The organism is Clostridium sp. D33t1_170424_F3, assembly GCF_015667585.1.
Classification (GTDB): domain Bacteria; phylum Bacillota; class Clostridia; order Oscillospirales; family Acutalibacteraceae; genus Anaeromassilibacillus.
In genome coordinates this window covers 23,345-49,069 of record NZ_JADPEG010000010.1, presented here as the reverse complement: position 1 = coordinate 49,069, position 25,725 = coordinate 23,345, and the positions used below count along the sequence as shown (strand labels likewise).

20 protein-coding genes are annotated in these 25,725 nt (G+C 50.8%); 17 read left to right on the top strand and 3 right to left on the bottom strand.

The genetic code is table 11. The annotated features are described in order from the left end of the window. Nucleotides 1–35 precede the first annotated feature (35 nt). The gene (gene sigE / locus I4V53_RS08205; RefSeq protein ID WP_195985276.1) at nt 36–758 is read left to right on the top strand and encodes an RNA polymerase sporulation sigma factor SigE; all 723 of its coding nucleotides are present in this window, start codon (nt 36–38) and stop codon (nt 756–758) included. 165 nt (nt 759–923) lie between these two features. Here the strand turns inward: sigE and I4V53_RS08200 are convergent, their stop codons facing one another. From I4V53_RS08200 to I4V53_RS08190, 3 genes are all read right to left on the bottom strand, one after another. After that, on the bottom strand, nt 924–2,234 hold the full coding sequence (locus tag I4V53_RS08200) for an alpha-amylase family glycosyl hydrolase (protein WP_195985214.1): 1,311 nt from the start codon (nt 2,232–2,234) through the stop codon (nt 924–926). A gap of 186 nt (nt 2,235–2,420) precedes the next feature. After that, the gene (locus tag I4V53_RS08195; RefSeq protein WP_195985213.1) at nt 2,421–2,915 is read right to left on the bottom strand and encodes a DNA-deoxyinosine glycosylase; all 495 of its coding nucleotides are present in this window, start codon (nt 2,913–2,915) and stop codon (nt 2,421–2,423) included. A gap of 13 nt (nt 2,916–2,928) precedes the next feature. After that, on the bottom strand, nt 2,929–4,305 hold the full coding sequence (locus tag I4V53_RS08190) for a CCA tRNA nucleotidyltransferase (protein ID WP_195985212.1): 1,377 nt from the start codon (nt 4,303–4,305) through the stop codon (nt 2,929–2,931). A gap of 375 nt (nt 4,306–4,680) precedes the next feature. Here I4V53_RS08190 and I4V53_RS08185 point away from each other — a divergent pair, with 375 nt between their 5' ends. From I4V53_RS08185 to I4V53_RS08110, 16 genes are all read left to right on the top strand, one after another. After that, nucleotides 4,681–5,670 (top strand): transglutaminase-like domain-containing protein, encoded by a 990-nt coding sequence (locus tag I4V53_RS08185; protein ID WP_195985211.1) that lies wholly within the window; start codon nt 4,681–4,683, stop codon nt 5,668–5,670. A 73-nt stretch (nt 5,671–5,743) separates the two neighbouring features. Beyond that, nucleotides 5,744–6,784 (top strand): type II secretion system F family protein, encoded by a 1,041-nt coding sequence (locus tag I4V53_RS08180; RefSeq protein WP_195985210.1) that lies wholly within the window; start codon nt 5,744–5,746, stop codon nt 6,782–6,784. 32 nt (nt 6,785–6,816) lie between these two features. After that, on the top strand, nt 6,817–7,131 hold the full coding sequence (locus I4V53_RS08175) for a hypothetical protein (RefSeq protein WP_195985209.1): 315 nt from the start codon (nt 6,817–6,819) through the stop codon (nt 7,129–7,131). Nucleotides 7,132–7,183: 52 nt separating this feature from the next. Continuing rightward, on the top strand, nt 7,184–7,636 hold the full coding sequence (locus I4V53_RS08170) for a DUF4860 domain-containing protein (protein WP_195985208.1): 453 nt from the start codon (nt 7,184–7,186) through the stop codon (nt 7,634–7,636). Continuing rightward, nucleotides 7,633–8,094: a hypothetical protein gene (locus I4V53_RS08165; RefSeq protein WP_195985207.1), complete on the top strand. Its 462-nt coding sequence runs from the start codon at nt 7,633–7,635 to the stop codon at nt 8,092–8,094. Before I4V53_RS08170 ends, I4V53_RS08165 begins: the two co-directional genes overlap by 4 nt. After that, on the top strand, nt 8,084–8,485 hold the full coding sequence (locus I4V53_RS08160) for a hypothetical protein (RefSeq protein ID WP_195985206.1): 402 nt from the start codon (nt 8,084–8,086) through the stop codon (nt 8,483–8,485). The genes I4V53_RS08165 and I4V53_RS08160 overlap by 11 nt, the downstream gene beginning before the upstream one ends. A 15-nt stretch (nt 8,486–8,500) precedes the next feature. Then, nucleotides 8,501–9,565: a type IV pilus twitching motility protein PilT gene (locus I4V53_RS08155; protein WP_195985205.1), complete on the top strand. Its 1,065-nt coding sequence runs from the start codon at nt 8,501–8,503 to the stop codon at nt 9,563–9,565. A gap of 498 nt (nt 9,566–10,063) precedes the next feature. After that, nucleotides 10,064–13,276, top strand: a complete 3,213-nt coding sequence (locus I4V53_RS08150; protein ID WP_195985204.1) for a diguanylate cyclase domain-containing protein — start codon at nt 10,064–10,066, stop codon at nt 13,274–13,276. A gap of 310 nt (nt 13,277–13,586) precedes the next feature. Continuing rightward, nucleotides 13,587–14,186: a hypothetical protein gene (locus I4V53_RS08145; RefSeq protein ID WP_195985203.1), complete on the top strand. Its 600-nt coding sequence runs from the start codon at nt 13,587–13,589 to the stop codon at nt 14,184–14,186. Continuing rightward, nucleotides 14,116–14,697, top strand: a complete 582-nt coding sequence (gene lepB, locus I4V53_RS08140) for a signal peptidase I (protein ID WP_195985202.1) — start codon at nt 14,116–14,118, stop codon at nt 14,695–14,697. The genes I4V53_RS08145 and lepB overlap by 71 nt, the downstream gene beginning before the upstream one ends. Before the next feature lie 31 nt (nt 14,698–14,728). Continuing rightward, a complete protein-coding gene (locus I4V53_RS08135) occupies nt 14,729–20,707 on the top strand; it encodes a SpaA isopeptide-forming pilin-related protein (protein ID WP_195985201.1) in 5,979 nt (1,992 codons plus the stop codon). A 78-nt stretch (nt 20,708–20,785) separates the two neighbouring features. Further along, a complete protein-coding gene (locus tag I4V53_RS08130; RefSeq protein ID WP_195985200.1) occupies nt 20,786–22,630 on the top strand; it encodes a SpaA isopeptide-forming pilin-related protein in 1,845 nt (614 codons plus the stop codon). 253 nt (nt 22,631–22,883) lie between these two features. Beyond that, on the top strand, nt 22,884–23,723 hold the full coding sequence (locus I4V53_RS08125; RefSeq protein ID WP_195985199.1) for a class C sortase: 840 nt from the start codon (nt 22,884–22,886) through the stop codon (nt 23,721–23,723). A gap of 2 nt (nt 23,724–23,725) precedes the next feature. Beyond that, complete coding sequence (locus I4V53_RS08120) at nt 23,726–24,775, top strand: Cna B-type domain-containing protein (RefSeq protein WP_195985198.1); 1,050 nt, start codon at nt 23,726–23,728, stop codon at nt 24,773–24,775. Between the two features lie 2 nt (nt 24,776–24,777). Then, the gene (locus I4V53_RS08115; RefSeq protein WP_195985197.1) at nt 24,778–25,098 is read left to right on the top strand and encodes a hypothetical protein; all 321 of its coding nucleotides are present in this window, start codon (nt 24,778–24,780) and stop codon (nt 25,096–25,098) included. A gap of 2 nt (nt 25,099–25,100) precedes the next feature. Continuing rightward, nucleotides 25,101–25,694 carry a sortase gene (locus I4V53_RS08110; RefSeq protein WP_195985196.1) on the top strand — a complete coding sequence of 198 codons (594 nt, stop codon included), beginning with the start codon at nt 25,101–25,103 and terminating at the stop codon, nt 25,692–25,694. Nucleotides 25,695–25,725: the final 31 nt, after the last annotated feature.

Genomic DNA, 25,725 nt, shown 5'->3' with positions numbered 1-25,725 from the left:
CGGCGGCAGCGGTAAAAAGGGAAACTGCGTTGAAAATGAAAAAATGGAGCCTGTTTCAATGGCTGAAAAGCAAATGGTCGTTTTTTTTGCTCCGTCTGGGCCTGCAGGGAGAGGTCCACTACATCAACGGCCCGGAAACCTTGCCGCCGCCGTTGACGCGCGACGAAGAAGCAATTGTGATGGAAAACATTATGAAGGGAAAACAGAATGCCCGGGAGCCGCTGATCACCCATAACCTGCGTTTGGTGGTTTATATCGCGAAAAAGTTTGAATCCAGCAATGCCGGCGTGGAAGATCTGATTTCCATCGGCACCATAGGACTGATTAAAGCGGTCAATACGTTCTGCCCGGAACGGAACATCAAGCTGGCGACATATGCTTCCCGCTGTATTGAAAATGAAATTCTGATGTTCCTGCGGAAAAGCTCCCAGCAGAAGAATGAAATCTCCATTGACGATCCGCTGAACGTGGACTGGGACGGGAACGAACTGCTCCTCTCCGACATACTGGGCAGCGAGCAGGACGTTGTCAACCACGGGATCGAGCAGGAGGTAGAACGGGACCTGCTGCTAAACGCGGTGGAACATCTGGCCCCGCGCGAAAAGAAAATCATGCAGCTCCGCTTCGGCCTGAATCATACGAAAGAACACACGCAAAAGGAGGTGGCAGACAGTCTGGGTATTTCCCAATCCTACATATCGCGCCTGGAAAAGCGCATCATTGAACGGCTGAAACGGGACCTGGAGCGGGTCAGCTGAATGAAAGGAGCTGTTACAAAAAAAATTCATTGCTGACATGGTGAAAGAACGCCCATGAACTCCGATTTTAATTGGAATTCATGGGCGTTTGTTATATGGGTTTCACACCATTTATTTCATTGTCTTGCCATACTGTGCAGATTTTACAAAGGTCCTTGTGTGCCGTCAGTAAATTTCCCAGAAAAACGCGCTGTAGGGCGGCAATTGGCTTCCGCCGCCAAAGTCATGTGTTTCACCGGAAATCAGGTCCCTGGCGCGTCCGGCGTTGGCGTTAAAGTGCGCGTCGCAGGCTTCGCTGTCCGCATTGACGGCGACCAGGACACGCTGTCCCTCAAAGCTGCGCTCAAAGATAAACTGTTTGTTGGTGAGCAGGATGGAATGGAAATCGCCGTAGCACAGAGCTTTGCTGCCCTTGTGCGCCGCGGCGCATTTGGCAATCCATTCGGTCAGTTCGTTGCTTTCCGGCTGTTCAAAGCAGGGGCGAAGGGAGTCGTCGCTGCCATGTTCCTTTTTGCCTTCTGCCCCCCACTCGCTGCCGTAATAGATGCAGGGAATGCCCGGCATGCCAAACAACAGGGCGTAAATGATGGGAATATGTTCCTTGGTGGTGAGATTGCTCGCAATGCGCGCCACATCGTGGTTGTCGACAAAGTTGAGCAGGTGTTTCCCCTTATAAAGCGTCCAGTTTTCCGGACCAAACTGACGCAGCAGGGAATGGCCGATCTCAAACAGATTCATGGAATTCAAGCTGGAAAACAGACCTTTATAGCATTCATAGTTGGTTGCGCTGTGCAGCATCTGGTCGTTCATGATCTGGGTGTAATCTCCTCCCAGAATTTCTCCAACCAGGAAAAATTCCGGCTTCAATGTATCGCAGAAACCGCGCAGACGGCGCAGAAAATCGCGGTCTACACAATAGGCGACGTCAAGGCGCAGGCCGTCGATGTCAAATTCTTCCACCCAGCCGCGGATGCAGGAGAACAGGTGCTCAATTACAGCTTCGTTGCGCAGATTGAGCTTTACCAGCTCGTAATGGCCTTCCCAGCCCTCGTACCAAAGCCCGTCGTTATAGCCGTCGTTTCCGCCGAAATTGATGTGGAACCAGTCCTTGTAGGGGGACTGTTCCCGATTTTTCAAAACGTCCTGGAAGGCCCAGAAGCCGCGGCCAACATGGTTGAATACGCCGTCCAGCACAACTTTGATCCCGTTTTTGTGCAGTTCCCCGCATACTTCGGCAAAGTCTTCGTTGGAACCCAAACGGCAGTCCAGCTTGCGGTAATCGCGGGTGTCGTAGCCGTGCGCGTCGGAGTCAAAGATCGGCGAAAAGTAGATGGCGTCCGCGCCGCAGTTCTTGATATGCGGAATCCAATCCGCCACCTTCCGAATGCGCGGCTCCAAAACGCCGTCGTTTTGACGGGGCGCGCCGCAGAACCCCAGAGGATATATTTGATAAAAAACACTTTCATAAGCCCACATGGTAAAAACCTCATTCTCCGCTGTTCAAATTGTTGTTAAAGATAAAGCCTGGCTAACAGCGGTCAGCCGGCTTTTTGTTTACTTTCTCTTTTCAATCCAAAGAAAAAAGAAAGAGTTATGTTGCTATTATACAAGAATTGTGCAGATTTGTCACGTAAAATCCAAAGCCTATCTTTTGCACATTCTTTATAAATATTCCAGAATGACGCGGTAGGCGTCCACCAGATCCGGGTAGGAATAGTGGCGGCAGTTTGCCGGGCTGGTGGATGGCAGCGCGATGGCGGAGAGCTGAGTGGACGGAAAACAAAGCCGTCTATAGAGTGCGGCGGCTTTTGTCCCGGTAGTAAAAACCTTGCGAATACCGGTCTCCCGCAGAAGTCCGGCAATATCGTTGGCAACAGGTTCCCGGATGCTGGCGTCGTCCGCGCCCTCGATGGAACAGCTTTGCAGCACGTCCCACAGGGCGATGTGATGGCTGATACAAAGCCGGCGTTTTTCTTCATTGGAGGAGGGAACCGTCGTTTGCAGCAGTTCCGCAAGCACGCGCCAAAAACGGTTTTGCGGATGGGAATAGAAAAAACCGTATTCCCGGCTTTTAGGAGAGGGCATCGTCCCTAAAATAAGTATTTTCGATGATGTGTCATAGACAGGACCGATGGTGTGCTGTACAAATTCCGGCATACGGCGGCTCCTTTCATTTCAGGATATTCTTCCTGGCGTAAACCAGAAGCGCTTCTTTTTGGTTAAAGCAGCGTTTTTCAATAACGGCTTCCAGCAGGGTCTGCAGCGCTTTGCCGACTGGTTGGCCCTCAGGAACGCCGATTGCAAGCAAGTCTTTGCCGCTGACCGCCAGGTCCTTCAACTGGAAGCACTGCTTGTCCGCCAGAATTTTTTCCAGGACAAATTCTTCCCGGCGAATCATCTCCATGCGCACGGCGGCGGCAGCGGAATGTGCGACGGTATCGGCCCGGTTTACCTGTAACAGCATGCGGAAGAGCGGCTCCCCCAGCCTGTTCAGCCAGCGTTTGACACGGATCTCGTCGTCTGTTATGGAAATATCATGGTAGCGGACCAGTGCCGTTACGGTTTGCACGGTTTGCCTGCTGAAGCGCAGGCGTTCCAGTATTTTTTCCGCAAGATCAGCTCCCAGCTTTTGATGTCCGTAGAAATGGCCGATCCCTTTTGCGTCCATGGAAAAGCACTGAGGCTTGCCAATATCGTGCAACAGCAGGGCCAGCCGCAGTTCCGGGATCGGCTCGACGGCGGAGACCGCGTGGATGGTGTGCTCCCATACATCGTAAATATGGTAGGGACTGTGCTGGTCCAACCCTGCCATCGGTTGGATTTCCGGTATAAAGACAGCGATGACTTCCCTGTATTTGCGCAGGACGCGTTCCGCGTTGCGTCCGCAAAGCAGTTTGCTGAATTCCGCTTGGATGCGTTCTGCGGAAATTTGCCGCAGAAGCTCTTTTTGCTGATAAATTGCGTAGGCGGTTTTCTTTTCAATGGTAAAACCGAGCGTCGCGGCGAAACGGAGCGCACGCAAGATGCGGAGCGCGTCCTCCTGAAAACGCTGCTCCGGAATTCCCACACAGCGCAGCGTACGGCTGTGCAGGTCGTGCAGGCCATTAAAATGGTCCTCCAACCCGATAGTTGGGGAATAGGCGAGCGCGTTGACGGTAAAGTCCCGGCGCGCCAGGTCTTCCCGCAGACTGCGGGAAAAGAAAACGGCGTCCGGATGCCGTCCGTCTGAATAGGTACCATCAATCCGGTAGGTGGTGACTTCAACCGGCATATCGTCGGTCAGAACCGTAATGGTGCCATGCTTTAACCCTGTGGTCAAAATGCGGTAACCGGGCAACGCACTGACCGCCTCAGCCGGCATGGCAGAGGTGGTGATATCCCAGTCGTTTGGATGCAGGCCGAGAAAACTGTCCCGTACACAACCGCCTACAATATATGCTTCAAAACCCTGCTCCTGCAACAGACGAAGCAAAAAAAGCACCTGCTGCGGAGGATGGATCGGGTGGGGAAGTCTGCCAATACCGGAACGCTTTTTGGTGGAGGGCATAGCTTCACCTCAATTCCTTCTAATGGTAAATAAAACAAAAGCCTGAGATAAACACGGCTGTTTGTATGTTGAACTTTCAGTCCATGGAATACTCGTTTCTATATTATACCTGAATTTCCGGATAATTCAATTGGGAGTTGTCAATTGCGATGCAGAGAAAAGGCCTGCTCGTTGTCCTAAAGCTTTCAATTTATAATGATATGGAAAAAGCATCAGAAAAGGAAAATCGTGCTGAAAAAGGTCGATAGAAAACACATTTTTAAATATTTTCTGATTGTTCTTTCCATATGCAACAGGCTGTGCTATTATAAGATAGAAATACCATGCAAATATGTAGTGTAATATGTATGCTGGAAAGAATAGGAGAGTAGGCTCATGAATCGGGCTGGTAAAAAGATCGGGTTGGTGCTGATGGCGCTTGTTCTTTTATTTGGCGCCGGCTGTACGTCGGATCCCATCGAGGCGACAGAATCGGACGCGTATATTGCATCTGTGGATTTGGGCGTCGAAAATATTGCAGAAGAAGCGGTAGCGCTGGCAAAAGCGCCTGCTATTCCCAATAGTACAATGCCGAAAGCCTCCGGCTCTCTGGTGAAAAAGATTGAGAAAGCGGAGATTGATTATTCCAATACAGCTGACGGATATGTGATGGCGCGATATGCCGCGGCCACCAGCAAAAAACTCAAAGCGCAGGTCAAAGGTCCCAGCGGGACCGTTTATACATACAATTTGACGGCGGGAGCCGACTATGCGGCTTTCCCTTTGTCCGACGGCAACGGCGGTTACAAGGTAACGGTGTTCGAAAATATTTCTGGAACCAGCTATGCTACGGTCGTATCCGTTACGTTTACCGCTGCGCTCAAGGATGAGTTTGCCCCGTTCCTGCTGCCGAACCAGTATGTGAATTATACGCCGGACAGCCAGGTAGTAAAAAAGGCGGCGGAACTGACGGGAAGCGAGAGCGATCCGCTGAAAAAAGTGCAGACGATTTACGACTATGTGGTCAAGAACATCACTTATGATGATCAGAAAGCGGCCACAGTGCAGAGCGGGTATCTGCCGGTTCTGGATACGGTTTTATCTGAGAAAAAAGGGATTTGCTTTGATTATGCCGCGGTGATGGCCGCTATGCTCCGCAGTCAGAATATCCCTACAAAACTGGTGGTGGGATACAGCGGCAGTATTTACCATGCCTGGATCAATGTGTATTCCAAGGAAACCGGTTGGGTTGAGGGGATCGTCTATTTTGATGGAACTTCCTGGAAGCTGATGGACCCGACTTTTGCTTCCAGTGGGAAACAGAGTAAAAAGATTATGGAATATATTGGCAACGACGCCAACTACAGTGCGAAATACATTTATTAAGGGTGAAGAAAAACAATGGATAAAATGGACTTGTACTTTGGTGCAGGTTCATTTTTTATGAGGCGGTTATATAATGAAAAAAACAATTTTATCTAATGAAGCGCTTTCCGATTTTTGCATGGAGTTTTCCCTGCTGATCCGGGCCGGCGTTGGAACAGCCGATGCGTTATGCCTGCTGGCGGAGGAAAGCGACGGCGAGAGCGCCGCTTTTCTGGCCGGATTAGCTGCGCGGGCGGAGGATGGGGAACAGCTGTCCTCCGTTTTGGATGGCGCAAAGGTATTCCCGGCTTATCTGGTGGAGATGGTTCGGGTCGGGGAGCAGTCCGGCAGGCTGGAAGAGGTATTTGAGGGCCTTGCCAACCATTATGAAGCGCAGGGAAGGCTTGGACGGCAAATCCGGAACGCGCTTTTATATCCGTCCATACTGGCGCTTTTGATGCTGGTCGTGCTGGTTGTATTATTGGCAAAGGTATTGCCGGTATTCGATCAGGTTTTTGCGCAGATGGGGACGGGGTTGACAGGATTGGGCGGCGGGCTTTTACAGTTGGGAATGATATTGGACGCCTGTATGCCGGCGCTGTGCGTCGTGTTGGCCCTGGCGGTTTCAACCGCAACGGCTTTTACGGCAAGCGCGCCTCTGCGTATGTCGTTTCTAAGCTGGTGGAACCGGCATCATGGGGAAAAGGGCTTGTCCGGAAAAATTGCCACAGCCCGGTTTGCCTCTGCTTTGTCAATGGGACTGCGGAGCGGCTTATCCATGGAGGCGGCTTTGGAAACGGCGACCCCCTTTGCCGGGGATACGGCTGCCGCGGCAGGGCGGATGGAGGACTGCCGGAACCGGCTGTTTGCCGGCGCTGGACTTGCTGAGGCGCTGAAGGAAAGCGGCCTGTTGCCCGCAGGTTCCTGCCGGCTGCTGGCATTGGGATTTCGCAGTGGCTCCGGCGATACAGTGATGGCGGAGATTGCCCGCAGGCTTGAAGAAGAAGCGGAGGAGAGCATCGAAGAAAAGGTGGGCCGGGTGGAACCGGCTCTGGTCATTGTAACCTCCTTTATGATCGGTGCCATCCTCCTATCGGTCATGTTGCCGCTCATCCATATCATGTCTGCTCTATGATATGGCGCAAGAGAATGTAAGAAGGTGATTGGATGAGGCGGCGTAGAGAGTTCCAGGGATGGAAGATTTTATTATTTCCAGCGCTTGTGCTGTGCGGAGTGCTGGCGCTCTTCACGGCAATAGGGAATCTGCGGGATGGGCAGAGCGCTGAGGCTCAGAAGCAACTGGAAAATAACCTGCGGCGGGCGGCGGTAACCTGCTACACAACAGAGGGAGTCTATCCTTCCACGTTGGAGGAATTGCAGCGGCGGTATGGAATCCAGGTGGATTCCAAACGTTTTGCCGTGTTTTATGAAATTTTTGCAGATAATCAAATGCCGGAAATTACGGTAGTACCGCTTCAATGAAAGGTGTATCATGAGAAATCAAAGGAGACAGGGTCATATAGAGAGTCTGTTTGTGCTGCTTCTTTTTACCGTGTTCGCCGCTGTCCTGCTGCTGGTGCTTTTTACCGGTGCAAACAGTTATCGCAGGGTCGCGGAGCGGGGCGCCGGCAGCTACAACCGGCGACTTTGCGCGCAGTACATCGCGACCAAAGTGCGCCACGGCGACCGGGAGGGCGCGGTTTTTGTCGGGGGCTTTTCGGAACCGGACCGCGACGACGGCATATCCACGTTATATCTGCGGCAGGAGATTGAGGGCGCAACCTATGATACCCGTATTTACTGGTATGACGGTGCAGTCAGGGAACTGTTTGCGGAAGCGGACGGCGCATTTGAACCCCAGGATGGAAACGAGGTGCTGCAAGCTTCCGCACTAAAATTTTTCAAAGAGGAAAATATTCTGACCGTGGAAACGGAGACGGAGACGTTGATTCTGTCTCTGCGCAGCGGAAGGGAGGCGGCGGCGTGAATCGGAGCCGTGTTACATTGGTTCTGATGGAACAGGTGCTGATGCTGCTTGCGTTTGCCCTGGCGGCGGCGCTTTGCGTACAGACGTTTGTGTATGCCAGCCGCCAATCCATCTATAATGAGGAACGGGATCGGGCGGTCCAAATGGCGCAGACCGCTGTGGAAATTATGAAGTCCACGGGAGGCACTGTGGAGCAGGCGCAGCTTGCGGCTGCGGAGCGCATGGGCGGACAGGTCCTTCAGGAGAATTGGCAGGTATTCTATGACCAGGATTGGCGGGAAGTACCCGGCGGTATGCCGTTCCGTTATAGTTTGCGGGCGGTTGCAGAGCCTACCGATTTAAAAGGATTTTATAAAGCCAACGTGCAGGTGGTTGCCAATCAAGAGGAGAACGGTACCCAGGAAGTCCTGTTCCAGTTGACGGCGGCCTGGCAGGAGGTGAGCGCGCATGCGTCGTAAACGGCGTGCTACGCCGCCCTTTGTCTCAGGGGGCAGCTCTTTGTTGGTCATCTTTGCGGTATTGTGCCTGACGACTTTTGCGCTGCTGGTTTTATCCACTGTGCAAGCGGATACACGACTATCAGACGCTTCCGTACAGGCGGTAGCGGATTACTATGCTGCCGATGCGGAGGCGGAAGAGATGTTCGCCCATCTGCGGGCGGGCGAACATCCAGAAGGCGTGACCCGGGAGGGGAATTGCTACCGCTATACCTGTCAGGTGTCGGATACACAGGAATTGCAGGTGGTTTTGCAAAGAGAAATGGATACCTGGACCGTCCTCCGTTGGCAGGAGGTATCCACAGCGGACTGGACGCCGGATGCAAATCTGTCTGTCTGGGAAGGCGAATAAGGAGGAAACAGCCGTATGGCATTGTTGGAATATTTGCAGCGCGGGGTAACAGACGGAGCTTCAGACCTTTTTATGGTAGCCGGGGGGTTCATGAGCTATAAAATTGATGGAAAAATTCTTCCAATGGAGCAGGAGCGCCTTCTGCCGCAGAAGACCGAGTCTTTGATCCGTGAAATATATGCAATGGCAAACAGGAATATAGATGACTACTTATCGCAAGGAGACGATGATTTTTCCTTTGCCCAGCCCGGTTTGGCCCGTTTTCGTGTCAGCGCCTTCCGCCAGAGAGGATCTCTCGCGGCGGTGATCCGAGTGGTCGCGTTTGACATCCCCGATTATAAAAAGCTGGGCATTTCCGATGAGGTCATGTCCGTGGCGAATTTAACGCACGGGCTGGTCCTGATATCCGGTACGGCGGGCAGCGGTAAATCGACTACGCAGGCATGTATTATCGACCGCATCAATCATACGCGTGCCGCTCATATTATTACCCTGGAAGACCCCATTGAATTTTTACACCGGGATTGCATGAGCATCGTCAGCCAGCGGGAAATTGCCATTGATACGGTAAATTATCTCTCCGCCCTGCGGGCCTGTCTGCGGCAGGCGCCGGACGTGATCCTGTTGGGGGAAATGCGGGACTATGAAACCATCCGAACCGCTATGACGGCGGCCGAGACGGGGCATCTGGTCATCGCAACCCTGCATACAAAAGGCGCGGTAAACACGATTGACCGCATCATCGACAGCTTTTCGTCCGATCAACAGGATCAGGTGCGCGTACAACTGAGTATGGTGCTGCACACGGCAATTTCTCAGCAACTGATACCGGATAAGGAGGGAGGCCTGCGGCCTGCGTTTGAAATTATGCATAACAATGCGGCTATCCGGAACATGATTCGGGAAAACAAGAGCTATCAAATTGACAACGTCATACAAACATCCGGAAGTCAGGGCATGGTGAGTATGGATCAATCCATCTTCCGGCTTTGGCAGCAGGGAATGATTCAGGCGGATACTGCTTTGGAATATGCCAACGGTGCAGAGCAAATGCAGCGCCGCATCGCTTCTGTAAAATAGGCGGCAGAAATACGAAAAGCGACTTATTGGTGAACAATAAATCGCTTTTTTTATATGCTGAAAGATTTTGCAGAGGTACATAGATGGTATAAAATGGCTTATTTTATGAATAAGTAAAGAACAACTCTCAAAAATATTTAACTGAACTTTATCAGGAATCTTTCCAGTATCAGAAATAAAAAATAAATTATGTTGTATAATACGGGTTAATACTGAAAAAAATTAGAACATTTTCAGACTTTTTAAAGAAATGAAAAGTCTGAGTTTTACGGTTAATTACGCGAGAAACGGAAACAAGCCGTAGCAGGAAGATACATAATATGTTTCCCGCTGGTCGCAGGGATGTTTTGGGAAGAAGATGGCCTGCGTTCTAAATGAATATCTGGGGGAGATTTTGTGAATGAGATGAATTCAATTCGCTGGGAAAGATTTTCTTTAGAGGAAATTCCAGGGATGGCATGCGTATGCTGTTTACAACAGGACGGCAATCTGGTTTTAATGAAAACAAACCGGCGCTATCGGGAACTGTTGGGACATGGCGGCCAGAGCCTGGAACCGGTGTGGAAAAGCCTTGCAGAAGCGGAGCGAAGTCAATTGAGTGTAAACTTGCTGCATTCCACTTCGAGAAGTGAATTTCAGTATGCAGGACACGCAGTTTGCTTTGATGGGGTGAACCGCCGGTTATCGGTTTTCGCAATGGTATTGGAACGCTCCGCTGATCAGGTCATCTTTTTTGGCATTGTAGAGGATGTCACAAAATTGATACTGCACAATGAACTTTCCAACTGTGAAGAAGCAGCGGTTTGCCAGGGCATTCAAAAGCTGGATCGTCCGTTTGACATGTTCCCCTTGGGTGTGGCGCGGGTTTGCCTGGAGCAGCAGGATCAGGTGCGCGTTTGCTGCGCGAATCCCGCCTTTTTCCGATTGGTCGGCTGTACAGAAGAGGAATTTTACACATTATATGATAATAGTATAAACCAGTTGTCTGTCTATCCGGAAGAATTCTTGAAGGCGATCCAACTGCGAAGCAAGGATTTCTACTGGATATTCCGCAGAAAAGACGACCGAATCGGTTCCCTTGCCGTACATATGTCTCCGGCTTCGGAGGATGAAAAAGAATGGCATTTGATCCTAAACGATAATGAGCAAATGGTAGGAATTGAATTGGAAAAAAAGCGGATGGCTTATTTTCGGGAGGTGTTCAGCCGCTATAATTTTGGAGGCATTCTGATCCGCCATGCTGAAACGTTGGAGCCGCTGCTGGTATCACCCAATATTCCTTTGCTGTTGGGTTACAGTACAGATGAATTTCAAACGCTTCTCCGTTCGGGCTATCAGAATCTGCTGGCGCCGGAGGACGGAGCGCATATCCATAGCCTTGGCATGTCTGTTCACCTGCCAGTACCGGAATATGAGCTGGAATATCGCGTGCGCAAAAAGGACGGGACTTACCTCTGGGTCAGCGACCACACGAAGTTGGACCGGTATTATGACGGAACGTTGATTTATTTCAGTATTCTGCTGGATGTCACAAAACGCAAGGAAAGCGAAATGCAGCTGCGTGCCAGAGAGGAAGAATATCGTCTGGCAATCGAACAGAGCGACAAATTACTGTGCCGGTATGATCTTGCATCCAAACGTCTGGAAATAGCAGGGCGGACCGCAAAACGTTTGAACGTGCCGGATGTGATAGAAGACGTGCCGCAGAGTATTCTTTCGATGGGGAAACTGGCTCCGGAAAGTGTAGAGCGCTATCAGGCTTTTCATGCGGAAATTGAACAGGGAAAACCAAGCGGAGAGACGGTACTCCAGTGGAAGGACGGAACGGGAGGGGACCGGTGGTTTCTGGCGCGCTATACGATGGTCTATGCAAAGGATGGAACGGCTGTTTCCACTGTTGGAACGCTTGAAGATATAACCGACCGCTGCGAGAAGGAAAAAAAGCTCGATCGGCTGTGCCAGGAACAGGAGCTGCTGCGGATCATTGCCGCGCACAGCGGGCGGACCGTCTTTAAATTTGATCTGGCCGAGCGCACGGCATATCTGGATGATCAGACAGCCGAACGATTTGGGCTGATGACGGAGATACACGTACGGGATGAGCACGATCTGCATCTGGAACAGGTGGCAACGGAAAGTCAGGAAACATACATAGCGCTCTACAGATCTATTCTGCGGGGAGACGCTGCCGGCGGTGCGCGGATTTGCGGGAAGGACGCCACGGGCAAGTATTCCTGGTATCAGGTGGATTTTACTTTGGTAAAGGATGCGGACGGGCAGCCGGCCTATGCGGTCATTTCTTTCAAAAATATAAATGACCGCTATGAGCTGGAGCTGGCCAGTTGTCAGTTTTCGCAGCATTTTGAAAGGCTTACATCCGATCAGTACAGCTATTATGTATTTAACCTGACAAGAGACCGCTGCGACCAGGAAAAAGGGTCGCTGATGAATTCCATTTGCGGCAAAAGCGATGGGACGCTGGATGGAATGGTTCAGCGCACGGTGGAGCGGTTTATCTCCCCTCCGTCGGAAGCGGAATATCGGAAGTTTAACAACCGGTTCCGCTTGCTTCAAGCATATGCGGACGGCAGAGAGGAGGAAGAACTGGAATTTCTGGCAGTATTGGACGGACAGGAGATATGGGTCCGGGAAAATGTCCGGATGTTTCAGGATCCTTATTCTGCGGATGTGCGCGGTATCTTCCAGATTACGAATATTGATGCGGATAAACGGCAGCTGCTTTCGCTCCGGCAGCGGGCCGACCGGGATTTTTTGACCGGCCTGTTGAATCGCTATGCGTTTTGCGACCAGGTGAACCGGATCAACGAGAATGCAGAACTGTATCATGCGCTTCTGATGCTGAATCTTGACCATTTCAAAATGGTTAACGAAGTAAACGGGCATTTGGAGGGGGATAAACTCCTGACAAACCTCAGCCATGTGATGAGCGCAATGCTGCGTTCCTATGATTTGCTCGCCCGGTTTGAGGGGGACAATTTCTTGATTTATCTGACCAATATCCCAGATGCTTCTTTGGCCATGCGCCGGGCGGACTCCATCTGCAAAGCGGTCCGGAACCGGTATGCGGAAAAAATGGGCGTAACCGTCAGTATCGGTGTGGCTTTGTTCCCACAGGACGGCAAAACGTTCGACGAGCTTTACGCGCTTGCGGACAAAGGGCTGTATGCGGCAAAAAATAATAGCGGTGACGGTTTTGTTCATGTGGAATGCCAGACCAGTGCGCCAAGTGGGGAACCTGTGCCTGCGGAAGAAGAACGGAAGGAAGTAAAACAGATTTTTGTACGGACCTTTGGATATTTTGATTTGTTTGTCGATAACGAGCCGCTTTCTTTCAGTTCCGCAAAGGCAAAGGAGCTGCTGGCGATTCTGGTGGACCGGCGGGGCGGCATTCTGTCCTCCAGCGAGGCGGTAAGTCTGCTCTGGGAGGATGAGCCTTTGAATAAAACCACGCTTAGCCGGTATCGTAAAGTGGCGCTGCGGTTAAAGCAGAGTCTGGACAAGGCGGGGATTGGGGATATTCTGCTGTCCCGCAATGATGGACGATGTGTGGACATCTCACGTTTTACCTGCGATTACTACCTCTATCTGGAAGGGGCGGATTCCGGGCAAGGGCTTTTCCGTGGAAGCTATATGAACAATTACAGTTGGGGAGAAACGACGCTGGCCGCATTGGAAGTGGCGCAAAATTGAGATAAAATAAGACTATTAAACAGAACTCAGGTAAAAATGACGAAAAACAGTCATTTTTACCTGAGTTTTTTTACGTTCTTTTCTCTGCTTTGGTACGGAATTGGAACGCCGAAGGAACGTCTTTGGAATGCGTGCTATGTATACTTGAATCATAAAGTTTCACACAGGAAAACAATGCTTCACGCAGAGCAGGCGGCCCAAAGGCCGTTTTTTACCGGCAAAATAGTATACTTGTCCGAAGCAGTATAGAATGGCTGCTTTGAATGATGGAACCTGTTGTATAAAAAGTGCAGGATAGGAAGGTTGTCCTATGACAGAAAAAGGAATAAGAAATCTCAGTAAAACAGAGCTATTAACCATCATACGGGATCAGGAAGCGGAGCTTGTGCAGGCGCAGGCACAAATTGCCGATTTACAATCGCAATTGTCTGCGAGGACGATCGCGATTGAAGAATGCGGTTCTTTGGCGGAAGCAGCGCTCCGTTTAAATAATGTCTTTCAGACTGCACAGGCGGCTGCGGATCAATATCTGTTTAATGTGCAGGAACGTGAAGACGCTTTTAAGGAGCGGATGGAAAAGCAGGAAGCGGACGCCGCGTTGCAAATGGAACTGCGCCTCAAAGATTTGGAAGCACGTTGCCGCACGCTTGAGGAGGAGTCCCAAAAGAAAGCAAATGCTTACTGGGAAGAGCTCCAGATCCGATTGGAGGACTTTTACCAAAGTCATGAGGGCCTGGAAGCGATGCTGGCTGCGACCGACATTCAAATCGTCATACCAAAACCAGATTTAACATCTTTGCAGCAGGAAACGAATCAAGAAACAGAAAAGGGCATCGAATATGACGAAGCAGAAGATGGAACGGCCCACGTTGGAGCAGTTGGACAAGGAACTGCAGCGCAGGAGCCGTAAAAAGGAATATTCGCGCACCATGCGCGGGACTATGTACATCCTGATAACGGTTGCAGCTGTGGCCGTGCTGGTTGCAACCATCTTTTTGCCGATTCTTCAGGTTTACGGCAGCAGCATGGAGCCGACACTGGAAAATGGCGAATTGGTTCTGGCGACTAAAATGGGAGAGTTTCGCCGCGGCGAGGTTGTGGCGTTCTACTATAATAATAAAATATTACTCAAACGGGTCATTGCCCTGCAGGGCGATCAGATTGTGATCCGCGAGGACGGTACGGTTTTGGTCAATGGCGACGAACTGGATGAACCGTATCTTTTTGAAAAAAGTCTGGGGGAATGCGACCTGGAGTTTCCTTATCAGATTCCGGATAATCGGATTTTTGTCATGGGAGATCATCGGTCGACTTCGGTCGACAGCCGTTCGTCGGCAATCGGATGTATTTCCGATGAGTTTGTAGTAGGAAAAGTATGGCTCCGGTTCTGGCCGTTTGACAGAGTCGGAACCATTAGCTGAGTTAAAAGAGTTTGAGAAGGAGGTGAAAGCGTTGCGCAGCGAATTGATGGATCGAGTGGGGATATACCTGAAAAAACATAAAAAGAAGAGATATGCGTACGTGGCGCTCTCGCTGGCCTGTGTGATGATAGCCGCTTCTGTATATGGAGCGTTGAGTCTGCCTGCGGTCAGTATGGCGAAAACACAGCCACAGATAGAGGCGGAGCAGACGGTAGCCGTGTTGGGAGAGACAATGGAAACCCACGTGACGGCGGAAGCCCCGGAGGGAAAAGAGCCCTTCATATTTGTGCTGCATACATTGAGCAACGGCGCAGGTTTGTCCGGACAATATGAGTTTGATGAACAGGATGCCTGCGAAATTGAAACAGAGGATGGAAGTGTGCTGATCCTGAACCGTGACCGGCAGGCGGAGGGAGAAACCAACTACTGGTTTGCCTTGGAGCCCGGGCAGATAACCGCATTTACGCTTGCGTGCGAATCTGGCAGCGGGATTGAACCGAACCATACAGAAATAGAGGAAGGCGATGTACCGCTGGGAGAAATGCCGGAGACGCCTGCCGAAGCTACCGGAGAAGACAAGATACAGGATGTCGGGAATTCTTCACAGGAAGAATCACAGCCGGAACAAGCAGAAGTGGACGATGCCTCCCAAAAAGAATCACAGAAAGGTCTGTTTGCCAGCATATTCCAGCCCGCATATGCGCTGGATGACGAACTGCTTGAGGATGTGCTGACGGTAGATCCTGAAGAAAATGAGAAAGGCAAAGACCATATCGATGATTCTGCATCCACGCAGGAACCGGAGGATGCGTCTCCCGAGGCGGAGTGGGATGAAGAGACGGCTCCTTCTGAAGAAGCGACGTCTTCTGATTCGGAAGAAACGTATACGCCGGAAGATGAAAATTCTTCCACTGTCAGTTCCGAAGCGCCGGCAGAAGATGCCGGCACGGAGGACTTCACAGAAGGGAAAGATAAGAACCTTTCCTCTGATGTGCCGCTGGATGACAATGATACGGGCCGGGAGGAATTTCCTGCCGAGGATGAGGCGGACCAGTTCCTGCAATTCCATTGTGCGATGGCGGACAATTACGAGAGGGCGCTGCACATAGCATCGAGAAACGCCGCCGCATTGGAACTGAATTGGAAAGAGACGTTGGAAGAACGGACGCTCACGGCGGTAACGAACAGCGGCGTAACCGTGACGATGACAGGCACGGAGGACGCCTTCCCGGCAGGCAATCTGCTTCTGAGCGTGGAAGAATTGCCGATGCAAGGGGAAGAGTCAAAAGCGCCGACGCCAGGAGCCCTGGACGCGCTGGACAGAGCGATGGAAGCGGATGAAATGCAGCCCATTGAGCGCCGCTTATTTGACATCAAGCTTCTTCTGGATAATAAGGAGGTCGAGCCGCTCAAGCCGGTAATCGTTACCTTCTCCGATTTAATGGAGGCAGAGGCGGGAAGCACACGCGCAAAAGTGTATCACGTGGACGAAAATGCGGAAAGTGCCACCGATATGGAAAGTTGGATGAAGGAAGACGGATCGGTCGTCATGAGTACAGATCACTTCTCCATTTACAGTGTGGTATTGGCAGCTGCCGACGGAACTCTGACGTTGGAACAGATTACGACCGGTTTGGGTGATGCCAACCAGTTCGCAGTGTTTGCCAATCAAATGACTGGCAGAGGCGATATGGAAGGCAATATCGCAGTTCAAAACCTGACGGCAAACAACTTTCAGCTTGGAAACAGCCAAAAGGTGTATGGCGCTGCTGCGGAATTCGCATTGGAGGTTCAAAACCAGCTGGAAGGCAGCGGCGGCAAGGACCAGACCTTCTATTTTGGCGTTTATTCTGCCAGTCAGATGGTGAATGGAGCGCCGGTTGGTATACCGGAAAAGCAGGCCCAAGTTACAGGGGCGGGAACCGCTTCGGTCACCGGATTGGCCGCCGATCAAAAATACTATGTATTTGAATTGGATGGACCCAATGGAAAACCGTTGATGGAGCAGGAAGAAGGAAATGGTTTTACCGTCTCTTACAATGGTAATGAATCGGTTTCCGGCGGCAGTGAAGACAATTACGTAGAACAGTTTATAAACTTTGCCCAGTTGGGAGATACGCTCAATCTCCGCGGCGGTGTACTGTATGTGAGCGATACATATGAGTGCGGTCGTGCGGACGGCAACGGAAGCTGGTATATCAAAGCCAATGGAAAGACCGTTCAGCTGGAAGCTGGAATAGAAGGAGCGGTTTATTCCGCAAGCCGCAAAAATATCTGGACGAGCGACTTTGAACGATTAAAGGCTCTGTCCCTGCAAATGGCGGCGGCAAAAACAAACTATTTACCGACCTGTGATTCGGACGGCAATATCAAGCCTGATACGGACACTGCGCCGGGCATAAAAGTTTTGAACCTTACGGTTCCCGCAACGGGAACGTTGGATTTAAGTGATTTGGGAGAACAGCTCTGTGGAAACCCAGACGCAGGAAATACGATTGGAAATGATGGATTCCCCCTAAACGAAGATCAGTATCTGTTGGTGAATATAGACTGCTCAAAGGTTGCTGGTACAGTATCGCTTAATTTGCATGGAATCGGTGTAAACGGCAGTGGCGGCGATTGGGAATCCAGATTGCTTTGGAACCTGGTTGCCAATGGCAAGCCTTATACCGGTACTGTGACCTGGAGTTCGGAGAACGCGGGCACCATTCTTGTTCCTTCAGGGCAAGTCGAGCTTGACGCTACCCATAATGGCGCTGTTATTGCGGATACCGTTATTCAGGAAAACGGTGCGCTTTATAAACTGCCCTTCAAATCTCCGGATACGGCTGACGTTATGGTGACTAACACCTACGCGAGTGAGAAAACGGGAAAACTTATCCTGAAAAAGACTGATACCAAAGGGAACACGTTGTCTGGCGTCACCTTTGCGTTATATGGGGCAGACGAGAACGGGGAAAAGAAGAATACGGCCCCGATTCAAACGCAAACCTCCGGGGGATCGGGTGAGATTACGTTCAATAACTTGCCGCTGGGCAATTACCTGTTGTTTGAAACCAAAGCGGCAAACGGCTTTACATTGCCTGCCGGGCCTTGGAACGTACAGGTTGCCGAAAGCGGCGCGACCCTGAATGGGGAGGCCCCGCCCGAGAACGGCGCATTCCCCATTATAAACAGAAAGAACGGGCAGACAACCAATGTATCCATTGCCAAGAATTGGGCCGGAGACAACGGAAATCATCCTCAAAGCCTCAAAGTTTGGCTGGTGAAAAACGGTACGCGCATTGAACCGGCGGTTACGCTGAGCAATAGCAATGCATGGAAATATACCTGGAATGACCTCCCGTCAGACAAAGATGGAGAACAGATTGCTTATACGGTAGAGGAAGATTCGGTGATGGGCTATGAAGCAACGGTTAACCGGACAGAGGAAATGGAGCATGTGGTTACTTGGCAAAAAGTTTCCGGTTTTACCAACGGCGAAACCTACCGGATCGTATACAATTCCAGTGGAAAAGCATTGGGTTATGCAGGCAGTGGTTCCAATTTAACAACCTATACAGTAAATGATCAATTGGGAGCGCGCGGGGAGTGGATGGCGACTGCCAATGGAAGTGGATTCAAGTTGACTAACGTGGACAGCAACATGGATTTAGCGCTGTATAACAATAAAGTCTGTGCGGCAAGGCCGTCGGATACGCAATACAGCAATCGCACCTTCTATTTAGACAGCAGTTCCCGCCTTTTGGCAAAGTCCGGAAGCTATTCGTATTACATTTCCAGTGCTCCAAGCAATGCACAGGCCAGTACAACAACTTCAACCAGGTCTGCTTCCAAGTTTACCGTCTATGAGCGGCAAGAAAAAGAAGTCCTCAACATAGACTATGCCATTACCAATACGAAAGAAGCGATTATCCCGGATAAAATGGGGCTGGAACATAACAAAACCATTGACGCCCTGCGGGACGCTCAAAACAATCCGGATACCACGTTGGATGATAGTACAGCAAATCTCACGGATCTTTATCGCCTGTATTTGAATGTAAAGGCAGGAATGATCGGTTCGCCGGCAGATGTCGTACTGGTTTTGGACAATTCCAACAGCATGCAGGAAAAGGATATGGGGGGCGATACCCGGGCGAAAGTGGTTGTGGATAACGCGAAATGGCTTACAAAGAAGGTTTTAGACAGCGATCCACGGAATAATGTCAGCGTCGTTGGATATTCTGGTTCCTGGCAAAGTGCAATAGGGGAAGATGGATTGAAATCAAACGGCAAACTGTACAGCTCCGGTGCGGAAGACGCATGGTGTAGAACCGGGTGGAGCAGAAATTATCAAACATTGGAAACGAATGATTTGAAACCGCTTTTAAAAGATATTCTGAAAGAGCAGGGCGTCAGCAGCAGTTCCGGCAGTGGTACAAACATCATGCAGGCGCTGCGCAAAGCAGGAAATCTGTTGGATGAATCCAAAAGCAAGCGTCCTGATGCACACCGTTATGTGATTTTTATCAGCGATGGGTATCCGACTTATTATTACCTCACGCCAAATACGAGCGGGATTTCCAAAGATGTTTATGGCAGGTTCTCCTATCAGCCCAGCGGTTCCACTCGGTTTTATTTTACTCCTGGAAACTACAATCAGTCTGGCGCCTTTGACAGCGAGTATTACCAGGGCCGGTTTGGAACCGGTACGAGCAACTCAGGCAATTACGCAAAGCAGCCGACGCTTGACTATGCAGAATTCCTGCATAAAATTCATGACGACACAGTTTTCTATTCCTTGGGCGTCGGCGGTACAAAGGATACGAGCAGTCCGCTGATGGCGGACAGTCTCAAGAAAATTGCTACCAGCAGTGAACACTACTTTGTGGCCAACGACACGGACGCGATCGAAAATGCCTTTCACAGTATCATGTACGGAAAGCCGGTAAGCCATGCTGCGATTACAGACCACCTGAGCCAATATGTAAAGTGGTATGGCGAACAGCCGGACGTGTTGGTCACAATGAGAAAGGCCGACGGTACGGTGGTGTCCCTCTGGCAGGGGACCGGGCCGGGAACACAGGGGACCATAGGGGCGGCGCTGCCCGGCAATCGGGTAACGCAGGATGATGGTACAAAAATTTCTGTGGTTCAAAACGTGACGTATACTCCCACGCCGGGGACGGCAGACGCCTCCACAGGTACGGTACAGGTTGTATTCAACCCGGACTATGAGCTGCAAGCCGATTGTACCTACATGTTGTCCTTTAACGTCAAAACCACCCAAACGGCTTACGATGAGTACGCGGACAACCTGAGAAATGGATTGGATGGCTACAGAGACGTAAAGGGAGACGCATATACCGATTACGAGAACAGTCGCTATGCCAACGACACCAGCTCGAAAAAACCGGGGTTCCATTCCAACCAGTCCGCCGAAGTAAGATATGTGGCGGATGGAGAGAGTTATAAGGAACTCTACAATCATCCGGTGATACAGATCGCGGGAAACGGTCTCATCATCCGAAAGACCGATTTAATGAATCAGAATAAGCTGCTGCCCGGCGCGGAGTTCGATCTCTACCGTGCGGCAAATCAAGGGAGTCCAAACGCCGGGCCGATCCCCGGTGCGGACAATATATATGGGATCAAAGTAAACGAAACCCCGCTGATAACGGATCAGGATGGGGTGATTACGGTACGCAGCCTTGCGCCGGGGGAGTTTTACCTGGTTGAGACCAAAGCGCCGGCGGGTTACCAGCTTTTAGGTAAGCCGGTGCACTTCCTCCTGAAATTGGATGGAGTGGATATTCAAGGCAATGGCGCGGCGCAGTCGATGGCGCAGGCAATTCTTCCGGTGGAAGACGGCATACCGGGTGTCCAGGTTATGAACACAGACGGCTACCATTTGCCCAGGACAGGCGGTGCAGGTACGGTCCTGTATACCGCTTTGGGACTGCTGCTGATTACAGCGGCAGGCGCAATATATTTGATGAAACGGCTTGGTAAAAGGGGGAATATTTAAATCCTCCGCACAGAATCATGTCGTTTGAACGAGAGCATTTTATAAAAAGCAACAAGTAAAAGAGAGAGAGGAATTATTATGAAAAAGCAACTTAAGCACCTTTCCGCATTGGCACTGGCATTGATGATGGTGATTTCCCTGTGTATCCCGGCTATGGCTACCAGCGAGGGCAAAGGCGCCCTCAAGACGATCAACCCTGGTTCTACGGCGACGATTGTTGTAGGCGTAGCGGACCCCACAGACAAAGCTGCCAACGGCGGCGACAACCTTCTGGCCTATCAAGTAGTATCCATTACCTATAACGATGTTAACAACACATTGGGTTATGTGTTCAACGATGTTTTCCAGGCGTTTCTGGGCGATGAGCTGGGAAAAGATTGGGCAGGCCTGACCGCAGAAAAGTACTGTGACATGAGCGAAGACGAAATTAAGCCGCTTTTGGGCGCGTTTTCCGCTTACATAAAGGCGCAGGATCCGAAACCGGAGGCTACAAAGGCGGCGGTTGCCGACGATCAGGGCGTTGCAACGTTTAAAAAAATGCCTATGGGCCAGTACATCATCCTGGGCGACGGCGCTTCCACTGGCGCAAAGATTTATCAGACCGTTACGGCAGAAGTGGAACCCGAGGTCAAAAATGTGAATGGAAAAGACGTCTATCAGATTTATGAAGAGTATTCTGTGAAGATGAAGACCTCCACTCCCAGCGTTGGCAAGGATATTACCGGCGGCACCGTGACCGACGAAGCGATCAATACCGGCAAACAGGATGGCGACAAGCACGATAAACATCAGCAGACCGCCAGCATCGGCGATGAGGTTTCCTATATGCTGACTGTGATGGTTCCCACCTATCCGGCAGGCGCTACCAACAAGACCTTTTATATGGGCGATACATTGAGCAATGGCCTGAAGTTTACCGCCGATTCCATCGTCGTCAAAGGCCATACAACAAATTCCGCGAATGCAGTTGTTTTGGACGGCACAGCCTATACGGCGGACGTTACAGGCGTTGCCGGCAACGGCGGTACCTTCTATGTGGATTTTGACTATGATGAGATTGCCAAGTATGATTTTGTAACAGTCGAGTACAAGGCTGTTGTTACTTCTGAAGCGGCAATCGGCACCGGCACAGGTAACCATAATGATGTAGAGTTGGTTTACAGCAACTCTCCGTTTGACGGCAACACCTGGAAGCCCGGCGAAGATCGTCCCGGCGACAAGCCTGGCTATGGCAAAGACGAGGATAAGGAAATTGTATACTCTTACGCGCTGGTCATCGACAAGTTTGAAGAGAAAAACGAAGGCGAAAAGCTTGCCGGAGCGCAGTTTGAAATCTATACGGATAAAGCCTGCACAGAGCCTGTCCTGGACAGCGACGGCAAGGCCGTTACCCTGACCACCGATGCGAACGGCGCAGCGAAATATGCAGGTTTGGAAAAAGGCACCTATTACCTGAAGGAAACCGTAGCCCCAACCGGATATAACCTGATGAATGAGCCGGTTGAAATCACAATCGATGCAAACAACATTCCTTATACCACCACAGAGCATCAGACCGTTACACATTATACCTATACCACAGAGGTTAAGGGCGAGCAGGCCAAAATCAACGGCGTGCCGGTTTGGATGAACAGCAACGGTGAAGTTATGGCCGCTTTTGAGAATGATCCGAGACCCGAACGCTTTGTCCCGGCCTATGTAGAGGCAGAGACCACCACGGTTGAGGATGTTATCAAGGTAGAGGCGGGCACGCCCGGCTCCGGCTACTATAAGGCGGGCATTGCCAACAGCACCGGAATGAACCTGCCCAGCACCGGCGGCATCGGTACCACTCTGTTCTATGTGATTGGCGGCTGTCTGATGCTCGGCGCAGTTGTTTTGATGATCACAAAACGCCGCATGAGAGGCAGCGAGCAGGCGTAAAAGCATCCCATGCGGGGAGAGGATGGTTCTTCCAGCGGCCCCGGCAAGACATAAAAACGTATTTGCAAAATTAAAAACTGTGATTAATAATTTGCCCCATTAGAAACGACCGCCGGCGTGTTCTTTGCAGAATTGCACAGAAGATGTCCGGCGGCAGGGAGAGCGCCGGGAAGCGTCTGTTTGATCCCTGCGTTCTCCCTGCCGCCGTATGTACGTGCAGGCAATTTTTTTGAAATGATATGGGAAGATTCGGATGAAAAAGAAAAAATGGTCTACAATATTGCTGCTCGTCATTTTTTTGATCGGGCTGGGAGTGCTGTCCTATCCGACTGTCAGCAATTATATCAACCAGTTCAGCGCGACGCATGCAATTGCCAGTTACGATAAGGCGCTTAACACGATGACAGAGGATGAATATGACGCAATTTTAGAATCGGCTCAATCGTATAACCGTACCTCTGGAATCGGAAAGTTTCTGAACGGGGAACCGGTTGACGCCAACTATCTTTCACAGCTCAACGTCACGGGTGATGGCATGATGGGATACGTTGAAATCAAAAAGCTCGGCGTTTCGCTGCCGATTTATCATGGTACATCTGAGCGGATTTTGCAGCACAGTGCCGGACATTTGGAAGGATCGTCCCTGCCGATCGGCGGAGAAGGCGCCCATGCTGTCATTACCGGGCACAGAGGGCTTCCAACCGCCAAACTTTTTACGGACTTGGATCGTTTGGAATTAGGAGATACCTTTACGGTTGTCGTCATGAATGAAGTGCTGACCTATGAGGTAGACCAGATATCGATTGTGGAGCCGGAGGACGTCTCCAAGCTGGCAGCTGTTCCTGGGGAAGACCATGTAACGCTGGTCACCTGTACCCCCTATGCGGTCAACACACATCGTCTGCTGGTGCGGGGCGTGAGGACAAAAGGCGCTTCTGTACTGCGTGTTTCGGCGGATGCGGTGCAGGTTGACCCAATGTTGGTCGCACCGGTTGTGGCGGCTCCTATCCTGCTTGTTTTGCTGGGGTGGCTGTTGTTTAGTTCTGGAAAAAGGAAAAAAGACGATCAAAACAATCAAAAAGGAGGTGGTTAACCATGAGAAACAATCGGATGCATTTGGTTTTTAAACAGCTGTCTGCTTTTTTTCTGATGCTTGCTCTGTTTTTCAGCATGCTGGTCCCCGTTGCTTTCGCGGCTGGCCGGATTGACCTGGAACGGGAAACCACCTTATCGCTTCATTTTGGTTATAATAATACAGCCATTGCCGGAGCGCGTTTTCGGCTGTACCGTGTGGCGGATGTATCGGAAAGCGTACGTTTTACCCTAAGCGGAGACTTTCAGGACTATAAGGTCAATTTGAATCGTCTGGACGCCGATGGATGGAATGCCGCAGGGAACACGCTTGCTGTTTATGCGGCGGCGGACCATATCAATCCGGTTGCAGTGAGGAGCACGGACAATTCTGGGCAGCTCTCCTTTGGAACCTTGGATGTAGGACTTTACCTTGTGACGGCGGAAAGTAAGACGATAGGGAAAAAGACCTACCGAAGCGCGCCGTTTTTGGTGTGCTTGCCCAGTCTTGAGGACGACGTCTGGAAGTATGATGTGACGGTTGAACCCAAATGCACCATGGAGTCCCATCCGGGCGGGGGAGAGGAAAGGCCAAATCCCGATACAAAGGAAGTCACTGTATTAAAGGTGTGGGATGATGAAGGCTATCAGGAGCAGCGTCCCCAAAAAGTAGAAGTTTCACTGCTTCGGGATGGAAGCGTTCATAGGACGGTTGTTTTGAGTGCGGAAAATTACTGGCGTTACACTTGGAGTGATCTGAGCAATCAATATGACTGGACGGTTGTGGAACGCAATGTCCCGGAACCGTATTGGGTAACGTATACGGAAAATGCCACTGTCCTGAAAGTTACCAACACATACATGGAAGATATTTCGGATGAGCCGCCGCCGGGCGGAGAAAAGCCGGATGGGACAGAGCCTGCGATGGCGGAGGACATTCCGGATGATCCGATACCGACGGGCAAACTGCCGCAGACCGGATTGCTTTGGTGGCCGGTTCCTATTTTGACCATTGTGGGACTAACACTGTTCAGTATTGGTTGGTTCTGCTCCTTTAAAGGACAGGAGAGATGAGAATGAGAAAGAAACACGGCGTCTTTTTTATGATCGTTGGTGCTTTGCTGATTGTGAGCGCTCTTGGTCTGGCAATGAAGAGTTCATACAGTGGGATAGCAAATACAGAAGGGACCACGGCGCTGGAGGTCAGCAGCATGTATCTGGAAGAGATTCCGGGTAAAGTTGCTTCAGGCAAGATGGTGGATATACCCGATTCTCCGGTGCCGAAGGATAGGCTGCCGCGGGAGGAATGGTACTGGCCGATTCCCGTCATAACCGTTATGGGATTAACATTGTTCAGTACTGGCTGGTTTTGCTCGTTTAAAGGACGGGAGAGATGAGGATGAAAAGGAAACGGAGTGCGGTGTTTATGATTGCCGGAGCGCTTTTGATTGTGGGTGCTCTTGGTTTGTCGATGTCGAATCTGTATGAGGAGCAGCATGGCGAGGCGTATGCAGAGCAGATATCCAATATACTGGAAGAGCGTATCATTGCCCCGGTTGCGGTTGCAGAGACGTCGCAAACTAGCGTCAAGACGATGCAGGCCGTTTGTTTAGAGGGACAGGAATATATCGGGGTCATCGAGCTTCCGTCTCTTTCACTTGAGCTTCCCGTTCAAAAGGAATGCAGTGATGCGCAGCTGAAAGCGTCGCCCTGCCGTTACAGCGGTTCTTTTTTGGACGATTCTATGATCCTGGCAGGACATAATTATAAAAAGCACTTTGGAAGCCTGTCTGCACTGCAAACGGGAGACGAAGTCGTTTTTACAGATGTGACGGGACAGGTTTATCATTACGCGGTGACAGAGATTACATCTCTGGATGCGTACAATACAGAAGAAATGCAGTCTGGCGATTGGGATTTGACCTTGTTTACTTGTAATTTTAACGGCCAAAAGCGCATTACAGTACGCTGTGAGCGTTTGATCAGAGGCTGATTTTAACAGTAAAGAAGAGGGAGGAGGCTTG